Annotated in this window: 25 protein-coding genes and 1 tRNA gene; 9 read left to right on the top strand and 17 right to left on the bottom strand. The window is 60.7% G+C overall.

What is annotated here, in order from left to right; genetic code table 11:
* Positions 1–13 precede the first annotated feature (13 nt).
* Positions 14–1,624 carry an arylsulfatase gene (locus tag AC4IHP_RS09200; RefSeq protein ID WP_490831532.1) on the top strand — a complete coding sequence of 537 codons (1,611 nt, stop codon included), beginning with the start codon at positions 14–16 and terminating at the stop codon, positions 1,622–1,624.
* A gap of 101 nt (positions 1,625–1,725) precedes the next feature.
* Here the strand turns inward: AC4IHP_RS09200 and AC4IHP_RS09195 are convergent, their stop codons facing one another.
* Positions 1,726–2,799, bottom strand: coding sequence for a fatty acid desaturase (locus tag AC4IHP_RS09195; protein WP_490831531.1), 1,074 nt, complete (start codon positions 2,797–2,799; stop codon positions 1,726–1,728).
* Positions 2,800–2,899: 100 nt separating this feature from the next.
* On the opposite strand from AC4IHP_RS09195, the gene AC4IHP_RS09190 reads away from it, so the two are divergent.
* A complete protein-coding gene (locus tag AC4IHP_RS09190; RefSeq protein WP_490831530.1) occupies positions 2,900–3,904 on the top strand; it encodes an AraC family transcriptional regulator in 1,005 nt (334 codons plus the stop codon).
* Positions 3,905–3,907: 3 nt separating this feature from the next.
* Here AC4IHP_RS09190 and AC4IHP_RS09185 read toward each other — a convergent pair whose 3' ends face one another.
* From AC4IHP_RS09185 to AC4IHP_RS09170, 4 genes are all read right to left on the bottom strand, one after another.
* The gene (locus AC4IHP_RS09185) at positions 3,908–5,131 is read right to left on the bottom strand and encodes a type II toxin-antitoxin system HipA family toxin (protein ID WP_490831529.1); all 1,224 of its coding nucleotides are present in this window, start codon (positions 5,129–5,131) and stop codon (positions 3,908–3,910) included.
* The gene (locus AC4IHP_RS09180) at positions 5,124–5,372 is read right to left on the bottom strand and encodes a helix-turn-helix domain-containing protein (protein WP_016772238.1); all 249 of its coding nucleotides are present in this window, start codon (positions 5,370–5,372) and stop codon (positions 5,124–5,126) included. The genes AC4IHP_RS09185 and AC4IHP_RS09180 overlap by 8 nt, the downstream gene beginning before the upstream one ends.
* A gap of 94 nt (positions 5,373–5,466) precedes the next feature.
* Positions 5,467–6,873 carry a heavy metal sensor histidine kinase gene (locus AC4IHP_RS09175; RefSeq protein ID WP_460122767.1) on the bottom strand — a complete coding sequence of 469 codons (1,407 nt, stop codon included), beginning with the start codon at positions 6,871–6,873 and terminating at the stop codon, positions 5,467–5,469.
* Positions 6,863–7,543: a heavy metal response regulator transcription factor gene (locus tag AC4IHP_RS09170; RefSeq protein ID WP_041477440.1), complete on the bottom strand. Its 681-nt coding sequence runs from the start codon at positions 7,541–7,543 to the stop codon at positions 6,863–6,865. The genes AC4IHP_RS09175 and AC4IHP_RS09170 overlap by 11 nt, the downstream gene beginning before the upstream one ends.
* A 136-nt stretch (positions 7,544–7,679) precedes the next feature.
* On the opposite strand from AC4IHP_RS09170, the gene AC4IHP_RS09165 reads away from it, so the two are divergent.
* Together AC4IHP_RS09165 and uraH are read left to right on the top strand one after the other, a co-directional pair.
* Entirely contained in the window at positions 7,680–8,165 is a 486-nt protein-coding gene (locus tag AC4IHP_RS09165; RefSeq protein ID WP_041477439.1) for a GlcG/HbpS family heme-binding protein, read from the top strand.
* A gap of 11 nt (positions 8,166–8,176) precedes the next feature.
* On the top strand, positions 8,177–8,587 hold the full coding sequence (gene uraH, locus AC4IHP_RS09160; RefSeq protein ID WP_490831528.1) for a hydroxyisourate hydrolase: 411 nt from the start codon (positions 8,177–8,179) through the stop codon (positions 8,585–8,587).
* 125 nt (positions 8,588–8,712) lie between these two features.
* Here the strand turns inward: uraH and AC4IHP_RS09155 are convergent, their stop codons facing one another.
* Positions 8,713–9,390 (bottom strand): Crp/Fnr family transcriptional regulator, encoded by a 678-nt coding sequence (locus AC4IHP_RS09155; protein WP_490831527.1) that lies wholly within the window; start codon positions 9,388–9,390, stop codon positions 8,713–8,715.
* Positions 9,391–9,474: 84 nt separating this feature from the next.
* On the opposite strand from AC4IHP_RS09155, the gene AC4IHP_RS09150 reads away from it, so the two are divergent.
* On the top strand, positions 9,475–10,002 hold the full coding sequence (locus AC4IHP_RS09150) for an Mpo1 family 2-hydroxy fatty acid dioxygenase (RefSeq protein WP_490831526.1): 528 nt from the start codon (positions 9,475–9,477) through the stop codon (positions 10,000–10,002).
* An 87-nt stretch (positions 10,003–10,089) separates the two neighbouring features.
* Here AC4IHP_RS09150 and AC4IHP_RS09145 read toward each other — a convergent pair whose 3' ends face one another.
* The 6 genes from AC4IHP_RS09145 to dibA all read right to left on the bottom strand — a co-directional run bounded on the left by AC4IHP_RS09145 (position 10,090) and on the right by dibA (position 16,434).
* Positions 10,090–11,079 (bottom strand): sulfate/molybdate ABC transporter ATP-binding protein, encoded by a 990-nt coding sequence (locus AC4IHP_RS09145; protein ID WP_460122757.1) that lies wholly within the window; start codon positions 11,077–11,079, stop codon positions 10,090–10,092.
* 3 nt (positions 11,080–11,082) lie between these two features.
* Positions 11,083–11,955, bottom strand: a complete 873-nt coding sequence (gene cysW, locus AC4IHP_RS09140) for a sulfate ABC transporter permease subunit CysW (protein WP_041477435.1) — start codon at positions 11,953–11,955, stop codon at positions 11,083–11,085.
* 12 nt (positions 11,956–11,967) lie between these two features.
* Complete coding sequence (cysT, locus tag AC4IHP_RS09135; RefSeq protein WP_016772245.1) at positions 11,968–12,786, bottom strand: sulfate ABC transporter permease subunit CysT; 819 nt, start codon at positions 12,784–12,786, stop codon at positions 11,968–11,970.
* 156 nt (positions 12,787–12,942) lie between these two features.
* A complete protein-coding gene (locus tag AC4IHP_RS09130; protein WP_460122754.1) occupies positions 12,943–13,956 on the bottom strand; it encodes a sulfate ABC transporter substrate-binding protein in 1,014 nt (337 codons plus the stop codon).
* Between the two features lie 138 nt (positions 13,957–14,094).
* Entirely contained in the window at positions 14,095–14,277 is a 183-nt protein-coding gene (gene oscA, locus AC4IHP_RS09125) for a sulfur starvation response protein OscA (RefSeq protein ID WP_007917682.1), read from the bottom strand.
* 237 nt (positions 14,278–14,514) lie between these two features.
* Entirely contained in the window at positions 14,515–16,434 is a 1,920-nt protein-coding gene (gene dibA / locus AC4IHP_RS09120) for a phosphodiesterase DibA (RefSeq protein ID WP_490831525.1), read from the bottom strand.
* A 147-nt stretch (positions 16,435–16,581) separates the two neighbouring features.
* Between dibA and desA the strand changes: the two genes are divergently transcribed.
* The gene (gene desA, locus AC4IHP_RS09115) at positions 16,582–17,766 is read left to right on the top strand and encodes a delta-9 fatty acid desaturase DesA (RefSeq protein WP_042610168.1); all 1,185 of its coding nucleotides are present in this window, start codon (positions 16,582–16,584) and stop codon (positions 17,764–17,766) included.
* A 210-nt stretch (positions 17,767–17,976) separates the two neighbouring features.
* Positions 17,977–18,966, top strand: coding sequence for a GGDEF domain-containing protein (locus tag AC4IHP_RS09110; RefSeq protein WP_460125204.1), 990 nt, complete (start codon positions 17,977–17,979; stop codon positions 18,964–18,966).
* 135 nt (positions 18,967–19,101) lie between these two features.
* On the opposite strand, the gene AC4IHP_RS09105 is transcribed toward AC4IHP_RS09110, so the two are convergent.
* The 3 genes from AC4IHP_RS09105 to gabD all read right to left on the bottom strand — a co-directional run bounded on the left by AC4IHP_RS09105 (position 19,102) and on the right by gabD (position 23,354).
* Positions 19,102–20,313: an HDOD domain-containing protein gene (locus AC4IHP_RS09105; RefSeq protein WP_490831524.1), complete on the bottom strand. Its 1,212-nt coding sequence runs from the start codon at positions 20,311–20,313 to the stop codon at positions 19,102–19,104.
* 135 nt (positions 20,314–20,448) lie between these two features.
* Positions 20,449–21,726 carry a 4-aminobutyrate--2-oxoglutarate transaminase gene (gene gabT / locus AC4IHP_RS09100; protein ID WP_016772251.1) on the bottom strand — a complete coding sequence of 426 codons (1,278 nt, stop codon included), beginning with the start codon at positions 21,724–21,726 and terminating at the stop codon, positions 20,449–20,451.
* A gap of 185 nt (positions 21,727–21,911) precedes the next feature.
* Positions 21,912–23,354 (bottom strand): NADP-dependent succinate-semialdehyde dehydrogenase, encoded by a 1,443-nt coding sequence (gene gabD / locus AC4IHP_RS09095; RefSeq protein ID WP_490831523.1) that lies wholly within the window; start codon positions 23,352–23,354, stop codon positions 21,912–21,914.
* Positions 23,355–23,787: 433 nt separating this feature from the next.
* Between gabD and AC4IHP_RS09090 the strand changes: the two genes are divergently transcribed.
* Positions 23,788–23,864: transfer RNA gene (locus AC4IHP_RS09090), tRNA-Arg, on the top strand.
* 77 nt (positions 23,865–23,941) lie between these two features.
* On the opposite strand, the gene AC4IHP_RS09085 is transcribed toward AC4IHP_RS09090, so the two are convergent.
* Both AC4IHP_RS09085 and AC4IHP_RS09080 read right to left on the bottom strand, forming a co-directional pair.
* Entirely contained in the window at positions 23,942–24,211 is a 270-nt protein-coding gene (locus AC4IHP_RS09085; RefSeq protein ID WP_263471648.1) for a hypothetical protein, read from the bottom strand.
* Positions 24,212–24,257: 46 nt separating this feature from the next.
* Positions 24,258–24,818, bottom strand: coding sequence for a YbhB/YbcL family Raf kinase inhibitor-like protein (locus AC4IHP_RS09080; protein ID WP_016772253.1), 561 nt, complete (start codon positions 24,816–24,818; stop codon positions 24,258–24,260).
* Positions 24,819–24,957: 139 nt separating this feature from the next.
* On the opposite strand from AC4IHP_RS09080, the gene AC4IHP_RS09075 reads away from it, so the two are divergent.
* The gene (locus tag AC4IHP_RS09075) at positions 24,958–26,481 is read left to right on the top strand and encodes an FAD-dependent oxidoreductase (RefSeq protein ID WP_490831522.1); all 1,524 of its coding nucleotides are present in this window, start codon (positions 24,958–24,960) and stop codon (positions 26,479–26,481) included.
* The last annotated feature ends 81 nt before the right edge of the window (positions 26,482–26,562 follow it).

Here is a 26,562-nt window from a genome sequence, read left to right as displayed (position 1 = left end):
CAGGAGTTTCGCGATGCCGCAACGTCCCAACTTTCTAGTGATCCTGGCCGATGACCTAGGCTTTTCCGACATCGGCGCGTTCGGCGGCGAAATTGCCACGCCGAACCTCGATGCGCTGGCCAACAACGGCCTGCGCCTGACCGATTTTCACACCGCACCGACCTGCTCGCCGACGCGCTCGATGCTGCTGACCGGCACCGATCACCACATCGCGGGCATCGGCACCATGGCCGAAGCGCTGACTCCGGATCTGATTGGCAAACCCGGTTACGAGGGCTACCTCAACGACCGCGTCGTCGCGCTGCCTGAGCTGCTGCGTGAGGCCGGCTACCAAACCTTGATGAGCGGCAAATGGCACTTGGGTCTGAAGGCTGAACTGGCGCCCCATGCGCGCGGTTTCGAGCGCTCGTTTTCACTGTTGCCGGGCGCTGCCAACCACTATGGTTTCGAGCCGACCTACGATGAGCAAACGCCGGGCCTGCTGAAATCCACCCCGGCGCTGTACATCGAGGACGATCAGTTTGTTGACGAGTTGCCGAAGGATTTCTATTCCTCCGATGCCTTCGGCGACAAGCTGCTGCAGTACCTCAAGGAGCGCGATCAGACCCGGCCGTTCTTCGCCTATCTGCCTTTCTCCGCGCCCCATTGGCCGCTGCAGGCGCCCGCCGATATCGTCGCGAAATACCGTGGCCGCTATGACGCCGGCCCCGAGGTGCTGCGCCTCGAACGCCTGGAAAAACTCAAGGCGCTGGGCCTGATCGAGCCAGACGTCGAGCCGCATCCGCTGATTCAGCTCAGCGCCCAGTGGGACGCCTTGAGCGATGAACAAAAGCAGATTTCCGCACGGGCCATGGAGGTCTACGCGGCGATGGTCGAGCGCATGGACTGGAACATCGGCCGGGTCGTCGATTACCTGCGCCAGCAGGGACAGCTCGACAACACCTTCATCCTGTTCATGTCCGACAACGGTGCCGAAGGCGCGCTGCTGGAAGCGTTCCCCAAGTTCGGCCCGGAGCTGATGACCTACCTCAATCAGCATTACGACAACAGCCTCGACAATATAGGCCGGGCCAATTCCTACGTCTGGTACGGGCCGAACTGGGCGCAGGTGGCGACCGCGCCATCGCGCTTGTTCAAAGCCTTCACCACTGAAGGCGGGATCCGCGTGCCGGCACTGCTGCACTATCCGCAATTGCCGCTCAAAGGGCAGATCAGCCATGGTTTCGGTACGGTGATGGATATCACCCCGACCATCCTTGATCTGGCTGGCGTGCGGCATCCGGGCAACCATTGGAAAGGCAAAGCGGTGGCGCCACTGCGCGGTAAGTCATGGCTGGGCTTCTTGTCCGGCGAGACCGCGCAAGTGCATGACGAGCACACCGTTACAGGATGGGAATTGTTCGGACGTCGGGCGATTCGCCAGGGGTCGTGGAAAGTGGTGTGGATCCCCGGGCCGGTGGGGCCGGCGAACTGGCAGCTTTATGATCTGGCGAGCGATCCGGGGGAGATTCATGATCTGGCGTTGAGTCAGCCGGACAAGCTCAGTGCGTTGATCGGGCATTGGCAACGTTATGTGGAAGAGACCGGAGTGATCCTCAGTGCTTCGCCGTTTCAGCCGGATTGATATCGTCTGACAGATCGTATTCGCGAGCAGGCTCGCGCCCACAGGAAACCGTATTCCAACTGTGGGAGCCTGCTCGTGAAGGTGCCTTTGAGAACAACCCGTTAAGCCCGGGCTGTACTCACCTCTTCATTCACCACTTCAGCCTGCCGAACAAACCGGTTCGCCCGGCCAAACGTGCCGAAATCATTGAACCGCACACCCATCTCGCGCATGACCTTGTGCGCCACCGGTACGGTCATCTGACGAATGTAAAACGGCTCCTTCACCACGAAGTGATGAATCCCGTGACTGCTGCCGAAGTTGAAGCAGAACGCTTGCAACGGCCACAGCCACCAAGGGTTCAGCACTTGGCATTGCTGCAGCACATTGCCCGGTTCGACGTCGCCGTAGTAATGCATGTTCGAGCTGATGAAGTGCAGGCAAAAAGTGCGCAGCACGTTCGGGCCGATGATCACCACGGCGGCGATATCGATCACCTGCATCACCGAAAGCGTGGTCGCCGACCACTCGATTGGCGAGCCGAGCAACTGCGCGATGCCATTGGCCGCGTGAAAGCCGAGAAACACATACCACGCGCCCCAGTGCAGCAGCGCCAGCGGTGCATAGACCTTGAGCACGCGTTTGCCGATGCTCAGCTTGTGTGCCCAGGTCTTGGCGCGCAGCAGGCGGATAAACGCCGACATGACGTTATCGCCAACCATCAACAGTCGCGCAAAACCCCACGGCTCGCCGTTGGTGATTGCGCGCTCTTCCATGTCGGCTTCAGTGCCGGAAACCTTGTGATGGTTGAGGTGCAGATGACGACGGATCCAAGGATTGATCGTGCTCGGCCGCGCCAGCCAGACCAGAGCCATCATCAGGTTGTGCGGCACGCGCTGTTTACGGAAGTACATGCTGTGAATCAGGTCATGCTCCAGCTCGTGGGTCAGCGAGGCGAAAAAAGCATTGAGCAGCAGACACACCCACCAAGCCATATGGCCAGTGATGTACAGCGCCGCCGAGCCGATCATCCCGGCCAGCGCTAACGCCAGAATCCCCGCGCCCAGAGCATCCTGATGCTGAAGAATCGGGTAGCGCTCACGCAATTGCGCACCTTTGGCCAACACCACCTGGCGAATATGTGCCGAGCGCTGCGCCGCATTCAGTCGTTCAGGGCTTGCAGAAGTACCGTCCATGCTTCCATCCTCGGGTCTAAGATGAATGCATCGTGCCTTGCCGGGGTTCGATCCGCGCTAGCCAAGAACGCCAACCTGTTGACCGGACGCGCCAATCAGCATGAAGGAACCGACCTCCCTCGCCAGCTGGACCCGCGCCTTGCGCAAACAACTCGATGCGCTGGGGCTGGACAGCCTTGCCTTGTGCCAACAGGCCGGGCTCGACCCAACGCTGATGGACGACCCCAATGCGCGCTATCCGCTGTCCGGTACCACGCGTTTGTGGGCGCTCGCGATTGAGGCCAGCGGCGACCCGGCGCTGGGCTTGCGCGTGTCGCGCTTCGTCAGCCCGACCACCTTCCACGCGCTCGGTTACGCGCTGGTGGCCAGCGGCAGCTTGCGCGAGGTGTTCGAACGCATCGTGCGTTATCACCCGGTGGTCAGCGATGCGCTGGAGCTGGAGCTGAGCCGCCACGAAGACCGCTATCAATTTCGCCTGAAAATCCCCTCAGGCAATCCGGCGCCGGCCTTCGAAGCCATCGACGCCTTCGCCGCGATCTACGTGCGCACCTGCCGCAATCGCCTCGGCCGCGATTACGCACCGCTGGCGGTGTACTTGCGCCGCCCGGAACCGAACGACGCCCAGCAATGGCACAAAGTCTTCCGCGCGCCGGTATGTTTTGCCGCAGCCGAAGACCGCCTGGAGTTCGCCCTCAACGACTTCGACAGCCACCTCGACGACGCCAACCCGGAACTGGCCGAACACAACGAAGCCGTACTCAAACGCACCCTCGCCCAGCTCAAGCCGCTGACCTGGGAGCGTAAGGTGCGCGATGCGATTGAAGAACAATTGCCCGAAGGCGAGCCGAGCGCCGAACGCATCGCCCAGGCCTTGCACCTGAGCCTGCGCAGCCTGCAGCGGCATCTGGCGGATGAAGGTTGCCGCTTCGACACTTTGCTCAACGAAAGCCGTGAAAACCTCGCGCTGCTGCACCTGCGTGACCCGCAGTGTTCCTTGAGTGAAGTCAGCTATCTGCTGGGATTCGCCGACACCAGCAGCTTCAGCCGCGCGTTCAAGCGCTGGACAGGGATGACGCCGGGGCAGTTTCGGGATCAGTTGCGCTGAGTTTCAACTGGTGCGCAGGCTGCGCGCCAGACCGGCCGACCATTGTTCGATCATTGCAGCGCCCACCTCTGCGAAGGCAGGATGATTTGCGCTGTACTCCGCCATTTCGCCCATCGCTTCCTGCACACCGTGCGCGACCATATGCAGTAACTGGTTGCAGCGTGCTTCACTCAGATTGCAGGCCGTACGACCAAACTTGGTAAGCATTTTATGCTTGGGCCACGCCTTCGAACCGCCCAACAGCAGTGCCATGCTATCGCTCTTGATGTACACCGACGTGGTGATGATGTCGTACGCCGGAGCGAGCCTGACCAATGAGTGCTCGCCACAATCCTCATAGAGCACGCCAAAGTTTTTCAGGTGGGCATCGCCGTTTTTCAATGCCGCCGATAAAGCGACAATCTTGAAGAAAGCTTCCAGTGCGTGCTTGAGTAATGAGGGCGAAACAAACGCCTTGATCTGCCGTGCGACTCCTTCGTAAGAGCCATCGTATTTGGCCTTCGACGGCCAGCCGTTGAGCACGCAAAAGTCTTCGAAACCGAGGTATCCGGTGTCGCTCAAGTCGAAACGCTCGATGACGAGAAATTTGCCATGCTCGCTGAGTTCGAAATGCGGCACGTCGAGGCCACAAAGTTGCGCAGCGCGCATGCAGAAATATTCGTTGGTTGCCAACTCGGGATAATCTTCGGCACGGAAGGCTTTGACCAGATGAGTCGAGCCTCGGTGCGTCAGTCGGTCTATTGCAGCGGCACTGTCGCGCACCAATACTTTGGGCTGCACGCCTGAAACCCCGGAATACTGCCCGTAAGTCTGCAAAAGATCCTCGAACAAACCTTGCGCACCGTCATGAACCAATAACTCAGCGAGCGAGGTTTCAGGTGGACGATCAGTTGTCGATGCGCTCGCGATCGAAAGACGCCCGAGTTGATGCGGGCCGACGATACCTAGTAAAGCGAAGTCATCGAAGCCGCGCACGGCTTTGCTGAACCGCCGTATCAACTCATCGCGCAACGCACCCTCAGGCAGGTTCATCTCGAATATCGGATGGATGCCGCGTTCACAACCATAACTTTCCAGGCGTGTCGGCATGGTCAGCGAAACGGCATTTTCATCAATCGCATCGTCCCGATAGCTGAACACGCTGTCGACACCTGCGTGCCCGCGCCCCAATCTTCCAACCTCATGGCCGCCGACGCAGACCTGCAAGCGGTCCAATGCCTCAGTCATGGAAGTTCACCTTGCGCAGCGTGTCGAGTGTCGGCCGTCGAGAGGCGCGGGGTATTGCGGCCAGTTCGTAGCCGAATCCGTTAAGAATGGCTTCGACTTTGCGCAAACCGATTTCCGAGATTGTGTTGTTTTCAATCCCCGAGATTGTCGCGCGGCTCATTCCGTATTGCTGCGCCAAAGCTTGTTGGGACAGCTTTTCGGCCTTACGCAAGCTTCTGATCAACTCGCCAATTTTTTCCATCACCGCCCCAAATGCATTGCTTGCAATGCAAGATTCACCTAAAAAATCGAAATGCATCATAAACAATGCAATTGAATGAGCTTAGCGTAGATGGTCAGCCATCGCTAACGTCTTGACACCGCCTCTCAAACCCCAACTCAAACACCGTCCCCGACACATCACTACTCACCCGCACCCGCCCGCCATGCAACTGCATGATCGATTGCACAATCGCCAACCCCAGCCCCCCCGAATCCCCCGGCTCCGCCCTTGAGGGATCGACGCGGTAGAAGCGGTCGAACAGTTTGCCCAAGTGCTCAGGCGGGATGACCGGGCCGTGGTTGTGCACTTGCAGCCAGCACATATCCGGTTCATCGCGGCGTTGCAGACTGATCAGGGTGCCGGGGTCGGCGTGGCGTACCGCGTTGGCCAACAGGTTGCCGAGGGCGCGTTGCAGCAGTTGCTGGTCGGCGAGCAATTCGCCGTGCATGCGATTTTGCAGTTGGAGGTCGCGGTCATCGGCCAGGGCTTCGAAGTAATCGCAGAGCTCGTCGCCGACGTTACGCAAGTCCAGTGTGTGCAGATTGAGCGCGCGTTCGGCCTGTTCGGCGCGGGCGAGGAACATCAGGTTCTCGGCCATGCGCTTGAGCCGTTCGAACTCTTCCATGTTGGAGGCCAGCAGTTCCTGATAGTCAGCCGTGCTGCGCGGGTGGTTCAGGGCCTGGCCGTTGCTGGCGAGCAAGGTGTGCAGCGGCGTGCGGATTTCGTGAGCGAGGTCGGCGGAGAATTGCGACAGGCGCTGCACGCTGTCATCCAGCCGCGCGAGCATGGTGTTGAGCGCGTGCACCGGCTCGCGCAGTTCGCTCGGCGTGCCCTCGGTGGGCAGGCGTCGATCAAGGCTGCGCAGATCGATACTGCGAACGGCTTCGCTCAATTGATGCAACGGTTGCAAGCCACGCCGCAGCAACAGCAGGCCCAGAGCAAACGCGAGCACCGCGCCGAGGCCGACAGACAGATACAGACGCAGCCGATAACTGCCGAGCATCTGCTCACGCTCGCTGAGCACCTTGCCGGCGATCACTGTCAGGGTTTCACCGTTGGGACCTTGCGCCTGGCCAGACAGCAACGCCAGTTCGGCGCCGTCGCTGGCCTGCCAGGTGAGCACGTCGCGGCGCTGCGGCATTTGTTCTCGCGGTAATGCATTGAGCGCCGGCAATTCACGCTGACGCGGGTTGATTGCGATCACACTGGAGCCGTCGGCCCGGCGCACCAGCAACAGGCTGTCGAGATTGCCGAGCATGTTCTGATACAACCGTGGCCGTGCCTGCAGGGCGTCGAGGCTGTCGCTGTCGGCGAGCAAGGCGCGCACTTGTTCGAGGCGCCCGAGCAGGGCCATGTCGTCGCGAAAGGCCAACTCCGAGGCCAGCGAGCGGTAGAGGAACACGCCGATTGCGCTCAGCACCAGCGCGCATACCACGGTGAAAGCCAGCGCCAATCGCCAGGCGATCGACTTACTCCACATCGTCCGGCGCTTCCAGTTGATAACCGACGCCGCGCACGGTGTGGATAAGTTTCGGCATGTACGGGTCATCAACCTTGGCGCGCAGGCGACGCACGGCGACTTCGACCATGTTGGTGTCGCTGTCGAAATTCAGGTTCCACACCTGCGAAGCGATCAGCGTGCGCGACAGCACTTCGCCCTGGCGGCTGGCGAGCAGCTGCAACAGAGCGAATTCCTTGTTGGTCAGGGCAATGCGCTGGCCGCCGCGACTGACCCGGCGGCGCAGCACGTCGATTTCGAGATCGGCGATGCTGTACGACTCGGCTTCGCGCATCGGCCCTCGTCGCAGCAGCGTGCGCACCCGCGCGAGCAGTTCGGCGAAGGCAAAAGGCTTGAGCAGATAATCGTCGGCGCCCAGCTCAAGACCACGGACGCGGTCTTCGATGGCGTCCTTGGCGGTGAGAAACAGCACCGGCGTGGCGCCGCGCTGGCGGATCAGTTGCAGCAATTGCCAGCCGTTGAGGCCGGGCAGCATCACGTCAAGGATGATCAGGTCGTATTCCTGCTGCTCGATAAAATAGCGGCCGTCGAGGCCATTGAGCGCCACATCCACGGCGAAACCCGACTCGCCCAGGCCCTTGGCGAGGAAATTGGCGGTTTTGGCTTCATCTTCTACGACCAGCAAACGCATGGCACACCTCGATTGATCAGGTACACAGGCTAGGCGTGTTCGGCGCCGTTGCCCATTACAAACTTGTAATCCGCCTGACGGGGTTCTGACGAAGTGCGCCGGTTAAGGTGCAGACCTACCCCATCGGAGCCTGCACATGACCGTCAAATACCTTGTCGCCAGCCTGATCCTCGGCCTCAGCGGCGCCGCGAGCGCCACGCCAGAACTGCCGCGCCACGCCGACCTCGACCTGAAAACCGCACGCTGGCTGGCGGACAAGGCGATGAGCTCCTGCACCGGCACGGTGTCGGTGCTCGACCGTGGCGGCAACCTGCTGGTGACTCTGCGTGGTGACGGCGTTGGCCCGCACAACACCGCCGCCAGCCAGCGCAAGGCCTACACCGCGCTGTCGACCAAGACGCCGACGCGGCTGTTCGCCGAGCGCGCCCGCAGCAACCCGGAAACCGCCAACCTCAACACCCTCGACGAATTGCTCTTGCTCGGCGGTGGCATTCCGCTGTTCGCCGGCAGCGAACTGGTCGGCGCCATGGGCGTGGCCGGTTCCGGCGGCGGTGAGCAAGACGAAAACTGCGCCCGCGCCGCCGCCGACAAAGCCGGCCTGACCATCACCCGTTCCCACTAAGGAGATCCACCATGACCACCCTGCGCATGACCCTCGCCGCGCTCGGCCTGAGCGCTGTTTCCAGCCTGGCGCTGGCCGCCGGTAATCCGCTGAGCGTGCACGTGCTCAACCTGGAAAACGGCCTGCCGTCACCGGGCATCAACGTCACCCTGGAAAAACACGTCGGCGAAAACTGGCAGCCACTGGCTCAAGGCACCACTAACGAACAAGGGCGGATTGCCGAACTGTTCCCGGCCAAACAGCCATTCGAAGCTGGTGAATACCGCGTGGTGTTCAAGACCGGCGAGTACTACAAGAAGATCAAGCAAGAGACATTCTTCCCGGAAATTCCGGTGATCTTCCAGGTCAAGCAGACCGATCAGCACTACCACATCCCGCTGCTGCTGAGCCCGTACGGTTTCTCCACCTATCGCGGTTCGTGATTCAGACCCCGATTCCCTGTGGGAGCGAGCCTGCTCGCGAAGGCGTTTTATCAGTCGACATCATCGTTGAATGACACACCGCTTTCGCGAGCAAGCCCGCTCCCACAAGTGATTTATGGCGCTAGTTAAATCGTGGCCATGGCCCGCAATCCTGCGGCATCGAGGATTTCGATTTCGCCGTAAGCCAACCCAATAATCCCCTGCCCCTGCAGATCCTTGAGGATCTGATTGGTGGTCTGCCGCGACAGCGACAGCATCGCCGCCAATTGCTCCTGCGGCAGTTGCAGCGTCCGGCGTGGCGCGTCGAGTTCGCCGTAGCCTTCGGCGATCATCAGCAAGCGATGGGCCAGACGCGCCGGAGCTGGCAGCAGGCTCAGCTGTTCGAGACTGATGAAGGCCAGGCGCAACTTGTGGCTCATCAGCAGCGCCAGATGTCGCCAGTACTGCGGCTGTTCGTCGAGCAATTTGAGCAACGCCGCCTGGGGAATATTCAGCAAGGTACACGGCCCGACTGCATAGGCGTCATGGGTGCGTGGCTGACCGTCGAACAGGCAGATTTCGCCGAACCAGTGCGGCGCCTCCACCAGACTCAGCAAGGCCTCCTTGCCCTGCTCGCTGACCGCGCCAATGCGCACGGCGCCATCGAGCACTGCATACAGACCGCACGGCGCATCGCCGCGCTGGAACAGTCGTTGCCCCGCCGTCAGCCGCCGCTCCCGGGCCATCGCCAGCAGGCTATCCTGAAAAGACCCAGGCAGATGATTGAACCACTGGCCGCTAAGCAACCGTGCACGAATTTGCATAACCACTCCTGGAGTGTCGCCTGCCCGACAGAACGAACGCGGATCCCGAGGGATGATGCATTCAACCCCACTGGAGGAACAACAATGAAAAGCCTCGTCGACCACCTCAGTCAATACGCCGCCTACCACCGCGACCCGCGCAACATCGCCAGCCACTTTATCGGCATTCCGCTGATCGTGGTGGCGGTGGCTGTTCTGCTGTCACGGCCGCAATGGGCGCTGGGCGGGTTGTGGATATCTCCCGCCGTTGTGGTGGCCCTTGCCTCGGCGTGGTTTTACCTGCGCCTGGAGTTGAAGCTCGGCGTGTTGATGTCCGTACTGATGGGCCTGTCGGTGTGGGCCGGGCATGCACTGGCGCAGCAGAGCACCATGATCTGGCTGAGCAGCGGCCTGGCGATGTTTGTGGTGGGTTGGGTGATCCAGTTTGTCGGGCATCACTATGAAGGGCGCAAACCGGCGTTTGTCGATGACATCAGTGGGCTGATTGTCGGGCCGTTGTTTGTCGTGGCCGAGCTGGCGTTCTTGCTCGGGCTGCGGCAGGAATTGAAACAAGAGATCGAGTTGCGGGCGGGGGTGGTGCGGGTCAATCCCAATCGCAAAGCGGCGGCTTAGGCCGCTTAAAAGATCGCAGCCTGCGGCAGCTCCTACATTGGAATGCGTTTCCCTGTAGGAGCTGCCGAAGGCTGCGATCTTTTGATCTTAGAGGTTGGCGACTTTCTGCCAGACCTTCGGCTTGAAGAACAAGGTCTCACCCTTGGCCAGGCCGATCAGGCTGTCGTGATCCTTGACCACTTCCGCTTCGATCAGATCAGTCTGCCCTTCCACTTTCAAGGTCACCCGCGTCGTCGCGCCCAGCGGGCGGATATCGCGCACCTCGGCGGCATGGTGATCTTCCAGCTCATGCCTGGACAACGACACTTCATGCGGGCGGAACAGCACATGGTTGTCGTCGCTCAGCAGCAGGCGGTTCGAATCGCCGAGGAAGTGATAAACGAAATCGCTGGCCGGGTTCTCGTAAACGTCGCCCGGTGAGCCGATCTGCTCAATCACGCCCTTGTTCATCACCACGATACGGTCGGCGACTTCCATCGCTTCTTCCTGGTCGTGGGTTACGAATACCGAAGTCAGGTTGATATCTTCGTGCAGCCGCGCCAGCCAGCGCCGCAGTTCCTTGCGCACCTTGGCGTCGAGGGCGCCGAAGGGCTCGTCGAGCAGCAACACTTTCGGCTCCACCGCCAAGGCACGGGCCAAGGCAATACGCTGACGCTGGCCACCGGACAACTGCTCCGGATAACGATCCGACAGCCAGTCCAGTTGCACCATGTTCAGCAGTTCGTGAACCTTGTTCGCGATCTGGCTTTCACTCGGGCGCTGGTTTTTCGGTTTCATGCGCAGGCCGAACGCGACGTTGTCGAACACCGTCATGTGGCGGAACAAGGCGTAATGCTGGAACACGAAACCGACGTTGCGATCACGCACGTCGTGGCCGGAAACGTCCTCGCCGTGAAAAACGATGTTGCCCTGATCCGGAGTTTCCAGACCGGCAATGATCCGCAGCAAGGTGGTTTTGCCGCAGCCCGACGGGCCAAGCAGCGCGACCAGCTCACCGCTGTGGATATCCAGGCTGATGTTGTCCAGCGCCTTGAACGCATTGAAATTCTTGCTGACGTTACGCACTTCGATCGACATGAATTATTCCTCCGCGGCGCTGGCGCGCAGGCGGTTGATACGGTTTTCGCTCCACTGCTTGAGCAGCAGGATGAAGAGCGCCAGGATCAGCAACAGGCTCGCCACGGCGAACGCGGCCACGTGGTTGTATTCGTTGTAGAGGATCTCGACGTGCAGCGGCAAGGTGTTGGTCACCCCGCGAATGTGCCCGGACACCACCGACACCGCACCGAACTCACCCATGGCCCGCGCCGTACACAGCACCACGCCATAAATCAGGCCCCACTTGATGTTGGGCACGGTGACGTGCCAGAACATCTGCCAGCCGTTGGCCCCGAGCAGGCGCGCGGCCTCTTCTTCCTGGGTGCCTTGTTCCTGCATCAGCGGAATCAGTTCACGGGCCACGAACGGCACGGTGACAAAAATCGTCGCCAGCACAATGCCCGGCAGGGCGAAGACGATCTGGATGTCGTGATCCTGCAACCACGGCCCGAACAGGCCCTGAGCGCCGAACATCAATACATAGACCAGACCGGCGATCACCGGCGACACCGAGAACGGCAGGTCGATCAACGTCACCAGCATGCTCTTGCCACGGAATGAGTATTTGCTTACGCACCACGCCGCGCTGACGCCGAACACCAGGTTCAACGGCACCGAGATCAGCACCGCGAAGACGGTGAGTTTCAATGCCGAAAGCGCGTCCGGTTCAAAAATCGCGGTGAAGAATGCGCCGAGGCCATTCTTCAAACCTTGCGATACCACGATGAACAGCGGCAGCAGCAGAAACAGGAAAAAGATCAGCCAGCCAAGGCCGATCAGGACTCTGCGCGAAGTGGCGCTGCCACGCCGCGCAGCGTTGGCCGAGGACGCGGCCGCAATAGACGATTGGGACATGTTCGCGCCTCCTTATGGGGTTTCGATGCGCCGCTGCAGCAAGTTGATCAGCAGCAACAGGATGAAGGAGACCACCAGCATCAATACGCCGATGGCGGTAGCGCCGGTGTAATCGTACTGGTCGAGTTTGACCATGATCAGCAGCGGCAGGATCTCGGTTTTCATCGGCATGTTGCCGGCAATGAAAATCACCGAACCGTACTCGCCGACGCCACGCGCGAACGCCAGCGCAAAACCGGTCAGCCAGGCGGGCAGCAGTGCCGGAACGAGAATGTGGCGAAATACCTGCCATGGCTTCGCACCCAGGCACGCCGCCGCTTCTTCGACTTCACGGGGAATATCGGCCAGCACCGGCTGCACCGTGCGCACCACGAACGGCAGCGTGACGAAAGTCAGTGCCAGGGTAATGCCCAGCGGGGTGTAGGCGATCTTGAAACCGAGGTCAGCGGCAAATTGCCCGACCAGCCCGGCCGGCGCGTACAGCGCGGTCAGCGCAATACCGGCCACAGCCGTCGGCAGGGCGAACGGCAGATCGATCATCGCGTCGATCACCTTGCGCCCCGGGAAGGTGTAGCGCACCAGCACCCAGGCCAGCAACGTGCCGATGATGCCGTTGATGATCGCCGCACACAGCGCGGTACCGAAGCTCAGCTTCAACGCCGCGAGCACCCGCGGTGCGGAAATGATCGTCCAGAACTGATCCCAGGTCAGCTGGGCGGCGTGGACGAACATCGCCGCCAGCGGGATGAGCACAATCAGGCTGAGGTACACCAAGGTGTAACCCAGCGTCAGCCCGAAGCCGGGTATGACGGGGGAGATACGACGCGACATAAAAGTCCCTGGTTGAAAACGCATCTATGTGGGAGCGGGCTTGCTCGCGAATAGAGTGGTTCATTCAACATTACCGTCGTCTGACACACCGTCTTCGCGAGCAAGCCCGCTCCCACATGGTTTCGTGCCTGAGCTTCAGGCCCGTTATGGGTCAGATTACTGCGCCTGATAAATCTGGTCGAACACGCCGCCGTCGTTGAAGAATTTCGGCTGCGCGGATTTCCAGCCGCCGAAGTCCTTGTCGATGGTCACCAGTTCCAGTTTCGGGAACTGCTGGGCGTACTTGGCCGCTACGTCCTTGTCACGTGGACGATAGAAGTTTTTTGCGGCGATTTCCTGGCCGGCCGGGCTGTACAGGTGCTTGAGGTAGGCCTCAGCGATCTGCGCGTTGCCCTTCTTCTCGGCGTTCTTGTCGACCACGGCCACTGGCGGTTCGGCGAGGATCGACAGCGACGGCACGACGATATCGAACTTGTCTGCGCCGCCATCTTCTTTCAGCGCCAGGAACGCTTCGTTTTCCCAGGCCAGCAACACGTCGCCCTGACCGTTGTTGACGAAGGTGATGGTCGAACCGCGGGCGCCGGTGTCGAGGATCGGCACGTGCTTGAACAGGGTTTGCACGTATTCCTTGGCCTTGCCTTCATCACCGCCGTTGGCTTTCAGACCATAGGCCCACGCCGCGAGGAAGTTCCAGCGCGCACCGCCCGAGGTTTTCGGGTTAGGGGTGATCACCGAGACATCGTTCTTGACCAGATCGCCCCAGTCCTTGATGCCTTTCGGGTTGCCCTTGCGCACCAGGAAGACGATGGTCGAGGTGTACGGCGTGCTCGCTTCCGGCAGACGCTTCTGCCAGTCGGCGGGCAGGCTCTTGCCGAGCTTGGCGATTTCATCGATGTCGCCAGCCAGGGCCAGGGTCACCACGTCAGCACGCAGACCGTCGATCACCGCACGACCCTGCTTGCCCGAACCGCCATGGGACTGCTGGATTTTCACCGTGTCGCCGGCATGATCCTGCTGCCAGAATTTGATGAATTCGGCGTTGTATTCCTGATACAGCTCGCGCGTCGGGTCATACGACACGTTGAGCAGTTCGTAATCCTTGGCAACGGCGGAACCGGCAAACACGGCACTGGCCAGCGCGGCCAAGGCGTAACGGCGAATCGACGACATGGTGAAAGCTCCTGGAATTCTTGGTGGTGGCTTTTTTTATGTATTGCTGGAATCGGTCCCGTTTCAAAGATCGCCGCCTTCGCCAGCTCTTGCACACAGCCCCCTGTAGGAGCCGCCGCAGGCTGCGATCTTTTGATTTCAGCCCGGTTGTTTACCGGGTTGCTGCAGACGGAATTTCTCTTTGCGTTCGATCTGTACGACCTGTGCGTTGTGCACAGTGATCTCCACCGCGCCGAACCGCAGATCGCGCAGGGCGCTCTGGATTTCACGCAAGATGGTGCTTTCGTCCTGACCGTCAACGCTGCGAAGGGATGCGCTCATGGTGCTGCTCCTTTGAAGGGGATTTGCCTGGCAGTGGGCGGCACTGCGTTCGGCGTGGGAGCAATATAAGAGAGCGACGGATATTCTTAAAAAGACTATTTAAGAATGTTTATATAACCAGAATTGTTTATCTGCCCTCACAAGGGGTTGCAGCCTGTAAAAGCAAAAGATCGCAGCCTTCGGCAGCTCCTGCACCGGTTCCCGTAGGAGCTGCCGAAGGCTGCGATCTTTTGATCTTTAACCAATCAGTGGAGCACGTTCCCAATCAATTTCCGCCGCAGGAATAGGCCGCCCAAACCAATACCCCTGCCCCAGATCACACGCCTGCTGGAGCAAAAACGCTGCCTGCTCAACCTGTTCGATCCCTTCGGCATGGACCTGCATGCCCATGCTCCGCGCCAGCGCGATGATCACCCGGACAATCGCCACGTCATCCTCATCCCACGGCAACCCTGCGACGAAGCCCTGATCGATCTTGAGTTTCTGCACCGGAAGACGCTTGAGCCGCAGCAGCGACGAATAGCCGGTGCCGAAATCATCAATGGCCAGGCGCACACCCAGCTCGCGCAAGCGATGCATCTGTTCCAGCGCCACTTCCGGATCGTCCATCACCGCGCTTTCGGTGACTTCCAGTTCCAGATAGACCGGATCCAGCCCCGTGTCGTGGAGCACCTGCGCTACCTGCTGGTAAAGCTCACGCCGGGCAAACAGCCGTGACGAGACATTCACCGCGACGAACGACAGCACCACGCCGCGCTGCTGCCATTGGCACATCTGCCGGCAGGCCTGCTGCATAACCCAGGCATCGATGTCGGCGATCAGCCCGGTGCGCTCGGCAATCGGAATGAATTCCGCCGGCGACACCAGGCCGCGCTGCGGATGCTGCCAACGCACCAGTGCCTCGACGCCAATCAGACGGCTGCTTTGCAGGTCATGCACCGGTTGGTAGTAGACGCGCAACTCCTCCTGCTCCAGTGCACGGCGAAGCTCGAAGGCGATTTCGACCCGTTGCTGGGCGTGGGCGGTCAGCTCTTCGGTGTACAGCGCGTAACCGTTGCGCCCGCTGCTTTTGGCCTTGAACAGCGCACTGTCGGCGTTGCGTAACAACTGCTCGGCGCTGAGGGCATCGCTGGGATACAGGCTGATGCCGATGCTCGCGTTGATGAACAGTTGATTCCCATCTACCAGCAGCGGCTCCTTTAACGTGTCCAGAATTCGTTGCGCCAATGCCGCCGCCTGCGCAGGCTGTGGACAACTTTCCGCAAGCACCGCGAACTCGTCTCCACCCAGCCGCGCGAGGGTGATGCCGGGGCCGAACAACGCCTGCAAGCGCGTCGCCAGCGCTTTGAGCAACCGATCACCGACGTTATGCCCGAGGCTGTCGTTGATCAGCTTGAAGTGATCCAGATCGAGCATCAGCAGTGCACAGCCACGCTTGTGTGTCTGCGCCGACGCCAGCGCCTGTTCGGCGCGGTCGCTGAACAGCAGGCGATTGGGCAGATCGGTCAACGGATCGTGATGCGCCAGGTGTTTGAGCTCGGACTCGGAATCCTTGATCGCACTGATATCGGAGAACACCGCCACGTAATGGCTGAGGCGGCCGAAATCATCGTGAATCACCCGGATGGTTTGCCACTGTGGGTAAATCTCGCCGGTCTTGCGCCGGTTCCAGATCTCGCCGCTCCATTCACCTTCAGCCTCGAGAGCGGCGAACATCGCCTGATAGAAGCCCGACGGATGATGGCCGGACTTGAACAGACTCGGCTGCTGGCCAATCACCTCATCGCGCCGATAACCGGTGATCTCGATGAAAGCACGGTTGACGTGGACGATCAGCCCTCGATGGTCGGTAACCAGCACACCTTCGCGAGTGCAATCGAACACGGCGGCCGCTTGACGCAGGCGCTCACGGTCGATGTGGCGCTCGCGCAAGCGCGCGCCGATGCCGAGAAACCGACCCAGCCGCGCCCGCGCGAGAAAAATCAGCGCGGCGCTGACGGCTGCCAGCAAATAACCGTTGATCAGTTGCCAGTGGGCCAGCTCATTGGAGTCATCGAAGAACTTGCTTAATAAATGATCAGAAACCTGCAGCCATACGGCGGCCAGTACCAGGTAGAGCAGCGCTGCACGCAAGGCATCGCGGTAAGTCGCAGACATTCGGTCGTCCATGTCCCTACAAAAAGGTTGGAATTATAGGTGAAGAAACATTCAGCGACTTCTTATCTGAAAGGGCGACTGGTTTTATCTGTGTGCTTAGTGATAATGCAACGGCTGTTTTTATCTTTATCGAGGGCCCTATAGCCTATGTGGTACGAAGGTTTTCTTGGCTTGTCGGCCTGGTCACTGGTCGCGGTCACCCTGCTGATGACCCATGTGACGATTGTCGCCGTCACGGTCTATCTGCACCGTTACTCGGCCCATCGCTCACTCGAGCTGAATGCGGGTCTCAAGCACTTCTTCCGTTTCTGGCTGTGGCTGACCACGGCGCAGAATACCCGCGAGTGGACCGCCATCCACCGCAAACACCACGCCAAATGCGAAACCGAAGATGACCCGCACAGCCCGGTCATCAAGGGTCTGTCCACGGTGCTGCGCACCGGTGCCGAGCTGTACCGCAGCGAAGCGCAGAACCCGGAAACCCTGCGCATCTACGGCAAGAACTGCCCGGAAGACTGGATCGAACGCAACCTCTACAGCCGCTATCCGCTGCTGGGCGTAGCGATCATGGGTGTGATCGACCTGCTGCTGTTCGGCACCATCGGCATCACTATCTGGGCGATCCAGATGATGTGGATTCCGGTGTGGGCCGCTGGCGTGATCAACGGTCTGGGCCATGCCGTCGGCTATCGCAATTTCGAATGCCGTGACGCGGCGACCAATCTGGTGCCGTGGGGCATCCTGATCGGCGGTGAAGAGCTGCACAACAACCACCACACCTACCCCAACTCGGCCAAGCTGTCGGTCAAGAAATGGGAATTTGACCTCGGCTGGGCGTGGATCAAGGTCTTCTGCTTCCTGCGTCTGGCCAAGGTGCAGCGGGTCGCACCGATTGCCCACCGCGTCGAAGGCAAGGGCAGCCTGGACATGGACACCGCCATGGCGATCCTCAACAACCGCTTCCAGATCATGGCCCAGTACCGCAAATTGGTGATCGGCCCGCTGGTCAAGCAAGAGCTGGCCAAGGTCGATCATTCGGTGCGCCACCAGTTCCACCGGGCCAAACGCCTGCTGTCGCGCGAAACCAGCCTGCTGGAAGACCGTCATCACTTGCGCATCCAAACCATGCTCGAACACAGCCAGGCGCTGAAAGTCATTTACGAAAAACGCTTGGCCCTGCAGCAGATCTGGGTCAAGACCAGCTCCAATGGCCACGACATGCTCGCCGCCATCAAGGAATGGATTCACGAGGCCGAGGCCAGTGGTATCCAGTCGTTGCGCGATTTTGCCGATCAGCTGAAAACTTACTCGCTGCGTCCAGCAGCTGTCTGACCCGGCATTGGCTGCGATCTTCTGATTCGAAGGATCAAGAGATCGCAGCTTCGTTGCACTCGTCGGCGCCTACACCTCGCCGCCCGGCGGGACTCGGTAATGGCCGGGAACTTCGCCGAAAATCCCCTATCTCAATGACACTTCGCCATCCCGGCGGGTTGTCCTGTGGCCGTCGTCGACATTGCGGCGCGCCCTTTGAGATTTGTGCCGATGGTCAACAACAACCAGAAAGACACATCCTTCACCCAATGGCCCGAGGCCGCGCAAACGCTGATGGCGCTGATGCATGCGCAAGGCGAAGTCGCGCGCCTGAGCGAGCGCGAACAATTGATCAGTTCGCTGCTGGTCAGCGTCAACGCCGTGCTGTGGGCTTTCAACTGGGAAACCCGGCAGGTGCTGTACGTCAGCCCGGCGTACGAACGGATTTTTGGCCGTTCCGCCGCGCTGTTGTTGGCTGACTACAACCAGTGGCGCGACAGCATTTACCCCGATGATCTGGAATACGCCGAACAAAGCCTGGCCGAAGTCCTGCACCGAGGTGCGGTGGAAGATCGCGAGTACCGCATCATCGCCGCCGATGGCCAGGTGCGCTGGCTTAGCGACAAATGCTTTATCAATCGCCAGGACGAGCCCGGACAGCCGGTGATCATCGTCGGCATCGCCGAAGACATCACCGACAAAAAGCACATGGAAACCGAGCTGCAACGCTTGGCCACCACCGATGTGCTGACGCAAAGCAGCAACCGCCGCCACTTCTTCGAATGCGCCCACCGCGAGTTTGCCGAGGCGCGCCGCCAAGGCACACCGCTGGCCTTCCTGCTGCTGGACATCGATGACTTCAAAGTGATTAACGATAGCTACGGCCACCCGGAAGGCGACAACGTACTGCAACGGATCGCCGAGTGTGGACGCGGATCGTTGCGCCGTGGCGACCTGTTCGGACGGATTGGCGGTGAGGAATTCGCCGCGGTGTTCCCCGGCTGTGCACCGGAAATGGCCGTGCAAGTAGCGGAGCGCCTGCAGCAGGAGATCCAGCGACTGCGCTTCAACCACGACGGGCAAGCATTCAGCATCACCGTGAGCCAGGGCCTGACCAACCTCACCGACGAAGACAAGAACCTCGACAGCCTGTTTGCCCGCGCGGATGCGGCGATGTACGAGGCGAAACGGCAGGGCAAGAACAGGATCATTGCGGCCTGATCCCGGTTTCCACGCCTGGTGCTGTACCTGTGGGAGCGAGCCTGCTCGCGAAAGCGTTTTGTCAGTGAACTCAAAGCTGAATGACACACCGCGTTCGCGAGCAGGCTCGCTCCCACATTGGAATGTGGTGATCTGTCATTTGCGCATCCGCAGCAACTCCGGCAGCCCGATCTTGAGCAACCGCGCGGTCCGGCTCTTCGCCAGTTCCTCAACGCCTTCATGCTCGGTCAGCCGCGCCATCTGCGCTGCCATGTTCATCACCAATGCCTCGCGGGAATACACGCCGCCGCCCAACTGGTAGACCGAAGCGATCAACTCGCGCAGCTCCAGCGGCAGACGCCAGCGGGTGCGCAACGCCGAGCCATAAGACGCGCCAAACTTCACCAGCGCTTCACCGACCTCCTCCAGCTCGTCCAGCTCGCCGCCGGCCTGCTGCCATTCCTGCAGGCAGCGCAGCAGCGCCAGATCACCGAGCCGATGCAGCATGCCCGCGCAATAGCAGCGCTCCTGATCCAGATCGAGCAGGCGCGCCAGCGTACGCGCGTATTCCGCCGTGTGCAGTGATAACCCCCAGTAGCGCTCAGCATAATCCGCCAGGCATGGATCGCTGAGCCGCGCGCTGCGTTTGAGCGCCAGCCCGAGGATCAGGTTCATGCTTTGCCCGGTGCCGAGTCGATGCAGTGCCTGAGCGAGGGTTTGCACCGGCGCGCCGTGATGCTGCGCGGCGCTGTTGGCTGCCGCAATCAGCACGGCAGTAATTTGCGGATCGGTGCGCACTTCCTGCTCCAGCAGCTTCAGGTCCAGCCCCTCGGGATTGAGGCTGCGCTTGACGGCCACTTGCACATCAGTCATCAACGGCGCGCCATCGGCCTGCTCGCGACGCCGCTCGAGAAACACCGACAGGGTCATGCCCGGCGCCAATGCCGGCACTTCGCAGACCACGGCTTCGCCGGCGTTAAGCAGCAAGCCCTGCAAGCGCTCGGTCAGGCCTTCCATGTTCAACGGTTTGGTCAGGTACGCCGTCGGCGCCAGCGGAATCGCTTCGCGCACGCTGGCGCTGTCGTTACGGCTGCTCATCAAAATGAACGGCAACGGCGGATTGCGTTTGCGCTGACGCACACTGCGCAACACATGTAATCCATCGATGCCAGGCAATTCCCAGTCAACGATGGCCAGGTCATAGGGCACCTCGCTGAGCAATGAAAGTGCTTGCTGGCCATCGGCACACAGATCCAGACGCGCATCGCAGCGCACGTTGAGCAGCACTTGTTTGAGCAGGTCGCGGGACCAGGGATCGGCCTCGGCAATCAGCACTCGGGGTACGGCGGGTAAATCAACGGCAGTCATGCGCGCTCTCCTTGCAATGCCTGAACCTTAGCCAATGCTGGCGATTCGATACAGCGCAAACAGGTTCGATGTGTTTCTACAGGCATAAAAAAACCCGCCGAAGCGGGTTTTTGTCGAGCAGGTCACAGCAATGGATCAGAGTTCAGAGAAGCACTCTTCGATGATCGCCAGGCCTTTGTCCAGTTGCTCGTCCGGCGAAGTCAGCGGGACCAGCACGCGCAGCACGTTACCGTACGTGCCGCAGGACAGCAGGATCAGGCCCTTGTCACGCGCCTTGGCCACCACAGCGGCCACGGCGGTCGGGTTTGGCTTGTGGCTGTCGCCGTTTTCAAACAGCTCGACCGCGATCATCGCGCCCAACGCACGCACTTCACCGATCACCGGGTACTTGGCCTGAATGGCCTTCAGGCCAGTGACCAGACGCTCGCCGACAGCCTTGCAGCGGTCCAGCAGTTGCTCTTCTTCAAATACTTCCATCACTGCCAGCGCAGCGGCGCAAGCGATCGGGCTACCCGCGTAGGTGCCGCCCAGACCGCCCGGAGCAATGGCGTCCATGTACTCGGCCTTGCCGCACACGCCGGCCAGCGGGAAGCCGCCAGCGATGGATTTGGCGAAAGTGGTCAGGTCGGCAGCAACACCCATCTGTTCCATGGCGAAGAAGGTGCCGGTACGGCCAGCACCAGTCTGCACTTCGTCAGCGATCAACAGGATGCCGTGCTGGTCGCACAGCGCGCGCAGACGCTTCATGAACTCCTTCGGCGCGACGTAGAAACCACCTTCGCCCTGCACCGGCTCGATGATGATCGCCGCGATGTCTTTCGGCTCGGCGTCGTTCTTGAAGATGCGTTCGATGGAAGCGATCGAATCGTCGATGCTCACGCCATGCAGTTCATTCGGGTACAGCGCACGGAAGATGCCGCCTGGCATCAGGCCCATGCCAGCCGAATAAGGCACGACTTTGCCGGTCAGGCCGAGGGTCATCATGGTGCGACCGTGGTAAGCGCCGGTGAAAGCGATCACGCCAGCGCGGCCAGTGGCGGCACGGGCGATCTTCACAGCGTTTTCCACTGCTTCGGAACCGGTGGTGACCAGCAGGGTTTTCTTGGCGAAATCACCCGGCACCTTGGCGTTGATTTTTTCGCACAGCTCAACGTACGGCTCGTAGGCCAACACCTGGAAGCAGGTGTGGGTCAGCTTGTTCAGCTGTTCGGTCACGGCAGCGATGATTTTCGGGTGCACGTGGCCGGTGTTCAGTACAGCGATACCGCCGGCGAAGTCGATGAACTCACGACCTTCAACGTCGGTCACGGTGGCGTTCTTTGCCGACTCGGCGAAGATCGGGTGAATCTGGCCGACACCACGAGGTACGGCATTGGTGCGGCGGGCCATCAGTTCAGCGTTAGTCTTGCTCATTACAGTCCTCATTCGCCGCTCATCGGGCGGCGTGGTTCAAGGATGAAGCGGGAGGAATCGGCGGTGGCAGCATGCGATGATCGACTGCCACGGCGTTCCCGGCCGCAGAGAAAATTCCTGTTTGAAACGACGCAAAGGGACAGCGCTCTCGTGCCCTTTGCGTTTACAGCGATCCCTTTCCCGGCTTAGATGCCCAGGCAGAGGTATTTGATTTCCAGGTAGTCTTCGATGCCGTACTTGGAGCCTTCACGACCCAGGCCCGAAGCCTTGATGCCGCCAAACGGCGCGACTTCGTTGGAGATCAGCCCAGTGTTGACGCCGACCATGCCGTATTCCAGCGCTTCGGCGACACGAAATACACGGCCGAGGTCGCGCGCATAGAAATACGAGGCCAGACCGAATTCGGTGTCATTGGACATCGCGATTACTTCGGCTTCGTCTTTGAAGCGGAACAGCGGCGCCAGCGGACCGAAGGTTTCTTCCTTGGCCACGGCCGCGTTTTTCGGCACGTTGGTGAGGATGGTCGGCTCGAAGAAGTTGCCTTCCATCGCCTTGCCGCCAGCCAGTACGGTGGCGCCTTTGCTCACGGCGTCAGCGATGTGTTCCTGAACCTTGGCCACGGCTTTTTCGTCGATCAGCGGGCCGGTAGTGGTGCCGTCTTCCAGACCGTTGCCGATCTTCAGTTTGGCCACTGCCACTTTCAGCTTCTCGGCGAACGCATCGTAGACCGCGTCCTGAATGTAAAGACGGTTGGCGCAGACGCAGGTCTGACCGTTGTTGCGGTACTTGGAAATGATCGCGCCTTCGACGGCCTTATCCAGATCGGCGTCGTCGAACACGATGAACGGCGCGTTGCCGCCCAGTTCCAGCGAGACTTTCTTGATGTCCTTGGCGCATTCGGCCATCAACTGGCGACCGATCTCGGTCGAGCCGGTGAAGGACAGCTTGCGCACGATCGGGTTGCTGGTCAGCTCGCTGCCGATGTCGCCGGCGCTGCCGGAGACCACGCTGAACACGCCCGCCGGAATGCCTGCACGCTGAGCCAGTTCGGCCAGGGCGAAAGCGGAAAATGGAGTTTGCGATGCTGGCTTGAGCACCATGGTGCAACCGGCAGCCAGCGCCGGCCCGGCTTTACGGGTGATCATCGCCGCCGGGAAGTTCCACGGGGTGATCGCGGCGGTGACGCCGATCGGTTGCTTGATCACGATCAGGCGCTTGTCCGGCTGATGGCCTGGAATCACGTCACCGTAGATGCGCTTGGCTTCTTCGGCGAACCACTCGATGAACGATGCGGCGTAAACGATTTCGCCCTTGGCTTCGGCCAGCGGCTTGCCCTGCTCGAGGGTCATCAGGCGCGCGAGGTCGTCCTGGTTCTCGATCATCAGTTCGAACCAGCGACGCAGCTTGCCGGCACGCTCCTTGGCGGTCAGTGCACGCCAGGCCGGCAGCGCTTTGTCAGCGGCTTCAATGGCACGGCGGGTTTCAGCGGCGCCCATCTTCGGCGCGGTGCCGAGGATTTCGCCGGTTGCCGGGTTGTTGACCTTGATCGTCTGACCGTTGTCGGCATCGACCCAAGCGCCATCGATGAAGGCTTGCTGGCGGAACAACTGGGTGTCTTTAAGCTGCATGTCGGCTTTCCTTAACAGCACCGCGGCCTGCGCGGAGCAAATTATGATTGTAGAAAGGCGCCTCGCAAGGCTGCCGTCAGGGAAATCAGTGAGCGGATTGTGGCGCATCGACAGTGCACGACCGGGCGCACTTGCGCTGCAACATCCCGTCAACGAGCGTTTGAAATCTCAAACGGATCGTAGGTTCAAAGGGGGTAAAGGACAATAGGTCGTTCGAAAAAAAGAACAAAAATGCCGATTTTCAGATCAACGTACAGAAAATCCGCGCCGCAGGAAAAACCTTAGATCAACCCCGGCAAAGCGCCAAGCGAGGGTTTTGCAGGACGTTACCGCTTTAAGGAATGCAGCGATTTCGCGCCGACACGCACACTGACAAAACCCGCCAAACCCGGCATGGACGCCCCGAGCCGACCTAGGTATGATGTCGCCCGCTGCACCAGTAGCTCAGCTGGATAGAGTACTGCCCTCCGAAGGCAGGGGTCGTGGGTTCGAATCCCGCCTGGTGCACCATGAATCAAACGAGAAAGCCCCGGACTGTGATGGTCCGGGGCTTTTTTGTGGGCGATGACAAGATCGCTGGAAGGCCGTCACTCCGTCGTCCAGTCAAACTCGTCATATTCATCGTCGTCATCTCCCTCCTCCTCAACCTCGTCAAACACCTCGTCTTCTTCAACGAGGTCTTCTTCCGGCTGATTCAGCAGAAATTCCTTACGTGTCTCGGTTACTGCACGCCGCATTTGTTCGCCCTTTTCCGGGCAGTTGAGTAGCTGGGCGATGCGGTCGATTTTTGCTGCCACGGTGTCCTCCAGCGCATTGGCAATGGCTCGATAGTGCGCGTTTTCGCGGGGCAATGCCAAATGGCTGGGGAATCAGGGCAGTCAGCCGCCCGTGAGCGGCCGAGCCTCAGCGGTGATAACGCCGCACCGCGCTGCTGTTGCGCAGCACATGGCCCTTGATTTTTTCCATCAGCTCGGCGCGGGTCAGGCCAGCCGGCAGGGCGTCCGGGGCGAGGTCGAGGGCGTAGATCTGGATGATGTAGTGGTGCGCGCTGTCACCCACTGGCGGGCATGGGCCCATGTAATGGGTGTTGCCTTTGCTGTTGGTGCCGCCGACACCTTCGAGCGCGGATTTGGCACCTACGCCGGCCGCGATCTGGTGGGTGGTGGGTTTGATGCCGTAGTGAATCCAGTGATCCACGCCCAAGCCTTTCTGGCCGTCCGGGTCGTGCATGACGATGGCGTAGCTCTGGGTTCCGGCCGGGCCGGCGTTCCAGCTCAGCGCCGGCGACTGGTTCTTGCCGCCGCAACCGGGTGCGTCACTTGCCGCTGCCGAGGTGAACAGACGGTTATCCGACACGCCGGGGATGCTCAGGGTGAAGCGCTCCTGGGCCTGTGCCGGGAACTGCACGCAAAGGGTCACGGCGATGGCCGCCAGCCATGGGTTGAGAGAGGTCAATCGGGTCATTCCGGGAGCACCTTGTGCAATGAGGCCGTCGTCGGCCCGCAAACTATAGCTGTACCGTTCGTGCCTTGGCAGTAGCAAATGGCTGAACCTCGCGCGGCGCCGCCAACTCACAAGAGAAATGCCTGCGAGGAAGCCGAAAATGTCCCTGCACCGTGTCGCCCGTTTCGCCGATGTCCCGCAAGACCGTGGCCTGCAAGTCGAAATCGGCGACTGCAAGATCGTCCTGCTGCGTGTCAACGGAGAATTGCGAGCGTTTCAGGGCCTGTGTCCACACGCCGGTGCGCCGCTGGCCGAGGGTGCGTTGTGTCACGGCAGGTTGATCTGCCCGTGGCACAAAGCCGCGTACCGGGCCGAGGACGGCGGCCTGTGCGAGCCGCCATCGCTGGACAGTCTCAAACGCTATCCGCTGGAGCTGCGCGGCGATGAAGTGTGGGTCGATGACCAGCCCCTGCCGGATCCGCACACCCCGCCCGCCGACGATCCAAGAACGTTCGTGGTGGTCGGCGCCGGGGCGGCGGGCACGGCTTGCGCGGCGGCCCTGCGGGAGAAGGGTTTTGGCGGGCGCATTGTGCTGGTCGATGGCGAACCGGATGCCGGCTACGACCGCACGGTGTTGAGCAAATTTGTCCTCGCCGGGGAGATGTCGCCGAAAGAAGTCCCGCCGCTGCGCGATGAAGCGTTCTATCAAGCGCAACGGATTGAGCGCGTGCAAGGCGACGTGACTTCACTCGACGCGCCAGGCAAAACGCTTCATCTGCACAACGACGGCATCCTGCGCTACGACGCCGCTGTACTCGCCACTGGCGGTGCACCCAACCCGCTGAAACTGCCGGGCGCCGAGCTGACCAACGTCTTCGTCCTGCACTCGAAAGTCCAGGCTGAACAGATCATCAACGCCGCTCAACCGGGTCAGCGCGCGGTGATCATCGGCGACAGTTTCATCGCCCTTGAATGCGCATCCGCCCTGCGCGAGTACGGCCTCGATGTCACAGTTCTCGCTCGCCACGCAATCCCGTTCGCCAAGCAATTCGGCGACGCTGTGGGCAAGGCGATTCGCGCCCTGCACGAAGAGCACGGGGTGAAGTTCATCAGCGAACACGAGGCCACGCAGATACTGGGCGAAGACAAGGTCGAGGGCGTGCTGCTCGACAATGGTCTGCGGTTGGCGGCAGATCTGGTTCTCGCCGGCGTCGGTGTTCACCCGGCCACTGAGCCTTTCGACTCATTGCCCAGGGAAGACGATCAGTCATTGCGCGTCGATGACGGCATGCGCGTCACTGATGGCTTGTGGGCCATCGGCGATATCGCCACGTTTCCGTTGAACGGCCAGCCAACCCGCATTGAGCATTGGCGCCTGGCCCAGCAACACGCGCGCATCGCTGCGGCCAACATGCTCGGTGGCGAGGAACATTATCTGGATGTGCCGTTTTTCTGGACCTACCACTTTGGCAAGAACTACGACTATCTCGGTCACGCGCAGGAATGGGACGAGGTCGAGTTCAGCGGCGAGCCGCAGAAGCCGCCATTCATTGGTCTGTTCGCAAAAGACGGCCTGGTTGTTGCGGCGGTGGCCTGCGACAAGCAACGCGCAATGGCGCTGCTCGCTGAGCGGATGAAGCAGCCGTTGCGGATGAAAGAGGCGTGGACGCTGATTCAGGTCTGACACCGGTCCTGTAGGAGCTGACGAGTGCAACGAGGCTGCGATCTCTTGATCTTGTTTTTACATAAGCAAAATCAAAAGATC

This window comes from Pseudomonas sp. UF-293, from assembly GCF_058245595.1.
Note: the sequence above shows the minus strand (reverse complement) of the source record. Positions and strands in the feature narration are given on the sequence as shown.

What these genes read in the sequence shown, in the direction of transcription:
- AC4IHP_RS09190 (WP_490831530.1), top strand. Translation starts at nt 2,900, where the DNA reads ATGAAGGAACCGACCTCCCTCGCCAGCTGGACCCGCGCCTTGCGCAAA.
- AC4IHP_RS09110 (WP_460125204.1), top strand. Translation starts at nt 17,977, where the DNA reads ATGGTCAACAACAACCAGAAAGACACATCCTTCACCCAATGGCCCGAG.
- AC4IHP_RS09155 (WP_490831527.1), bottom strand. Translation starts at nt 9,390, where the DNA reads ATGCAAATTCGTGCACGGTTGCTTAGCGGCCAGTGGTTCAATCATCTG.
- gabT (WP_016772251.1), bottom strand. Translation starts at nt 21,726, where the DNA reads ATGAGCAAGACTAACGCTGAACTGATGGCCCGCCGCACCAATGCCGTA.
- AC4IHP_RS09150 (WP_490831526.1), top strand. Translation starts at nt 9,475, where the DNA reads ATGAAAAGCCTCGTCGACCACCTCAGTCAATACGCCGCCTACCACCGC.
- gabD (WP_490831523.1), bottom strand. Translation starts at nt 23,354, where the DNA reads ATGCAGCTTAAAGACACCCAGTTGTTCCGCCAGCAAGCCTTCATCGAT.
- oscA (WP_007917682.1), bottom strand. Translation starts at nt 14,277, where the DNA reads ATGAGCGCATCCCTTCGCAGCGTTGACGGTCAGGACGAAAGCACCATC.
- dibA (WP_490831525.1), bottom strand. Translation starts at nt 16,434, where the DNA reads ATGTCTGCGACTTACCGCGATGCCTTGCGTGCAGCGCTGCTCTACCTG.
- AC4IHP_RS09195 (WP_490831531.1), bottom strand. Translation starts at nt 2,799, where the DNA reads ATGGACGGTACTTCTGCAAGCCCTGAACGACTGAATGCGGCGCAGCGC.
- cysW (WP_041477435.1), bottom strand. Translation starts at nt 11,955, where the DNA reads ATGTCCCAATCGTCTATTGCGGCCGCGTCCTCGGCCAACGCTGCGCGG.
- AC4IHP_RS09185 (WP_490831529.1), bottom strand. Translation starts at nt 5,131, where the DNA reads ATGACTGAGGCATTGGACCGCTTGCAGGTCTGCGTCGGCGGCCATGAG.
- AC4IHP_RS09145 (WP_460122757.1), bottom strand. Translation starts at nt 11,079, where the DNA reads ATGTCGATCGAAGTGCGTAACGTCAGCAAGAATTTCAATGCGTTCAAG.
- AC4IHP_RS09180 (WP_016772238.1), bottom strand. Translation starts at nt 5,372, where the DNA reads ATGGAAAAAATTGGCGAGTTGATCAGAAGCTTGCGTAAGGCCGAAAAG.
- AC4IHP_RS09165 (WP_041477439.1), top strand. Translation starts at nt 7,680, where the DNA reads ATGACCGTCAAATACCTTGTCGCCAGCCTGATCCTCGGCCTCAGCGGC.
- AC4IHP_RS09075 (WP_490831522.1), top strand. Translation starts at nt 24,958, where the DNA reads ATGTCCCTGCACCGTGTCGCCCGTTTCGCCGATGTCCCGCAAGACCGT.
- AC4IHP_RS09130 (WP_460122754.1), bottom strand. Translation starts at nt 13,956, where the DNA reads ATGTCGTCGATTCGCCGTTACGCCTTGGCCGCGCTGGCCAGTGCCGTG.
- AC4IHP_RS09170 (WP_041477440.1), bottom strand. Translation starts at nt 7,543, where the DNA reads ATGCGTTTGCTGGTCGTAGAAGATGAAGCCAAAACCGCCAATTTCCTC.
- uraH (WP_490831528.1), top strand. Translation starts at nt 8,177, where the DNA reads ATGACCACCCTGCGCATGACCCTCGCCGCGCTCGGCCTGAGCGCTGTT.
- AC4IHP_RS09200 (WP_490831532.1), top strand. Translation starts at nt 14, where the DNA reads ATGCCGCAACGTCCCAACTTTCTAGTGATCCTGGCCGATGACCTAGGC.
- AC4IHP_RS09105 (WP_490831524.1), bottom strand. Translation starts at nt 20,313, where the DNA reads ATGACTGCCGTTGATTTACCCGCCGTACCCCGAGTGCTGATTGCCGAG.
- AC4IHP_RS09080 (WP_016772253.1), bottom strand. Translation starts at nt 24,818, where the DNA reads ATGACCCGATTGACCTCTCTCAACCCATGGCTGGCGGCCATCGCCGTG.
- cysT (WP_016772245.1), bottom strand. Translation starts at nt 12,786, where the DNA reads ATGTCGCGTCGTATCTCCCCCGTCATACCCGGCTTCGGGCTGACGCTG.
- desA (WP_042610168.1), top strand. Translation starts at nt 16,582, where the DNA reads ATGTGGTACGAAGGTTTTCTTGGCTTGTCGGCCTGGTCACTGGTCGCG.
- AC4IHP_RS09175 (WP_460122767.1), bottom strand. Translation starts at nt 6,873, where the DNA reads ATGTGGAGTAAGTCGATCGCCTGGCGATTGGCGCTGGCTTTCACCGTG.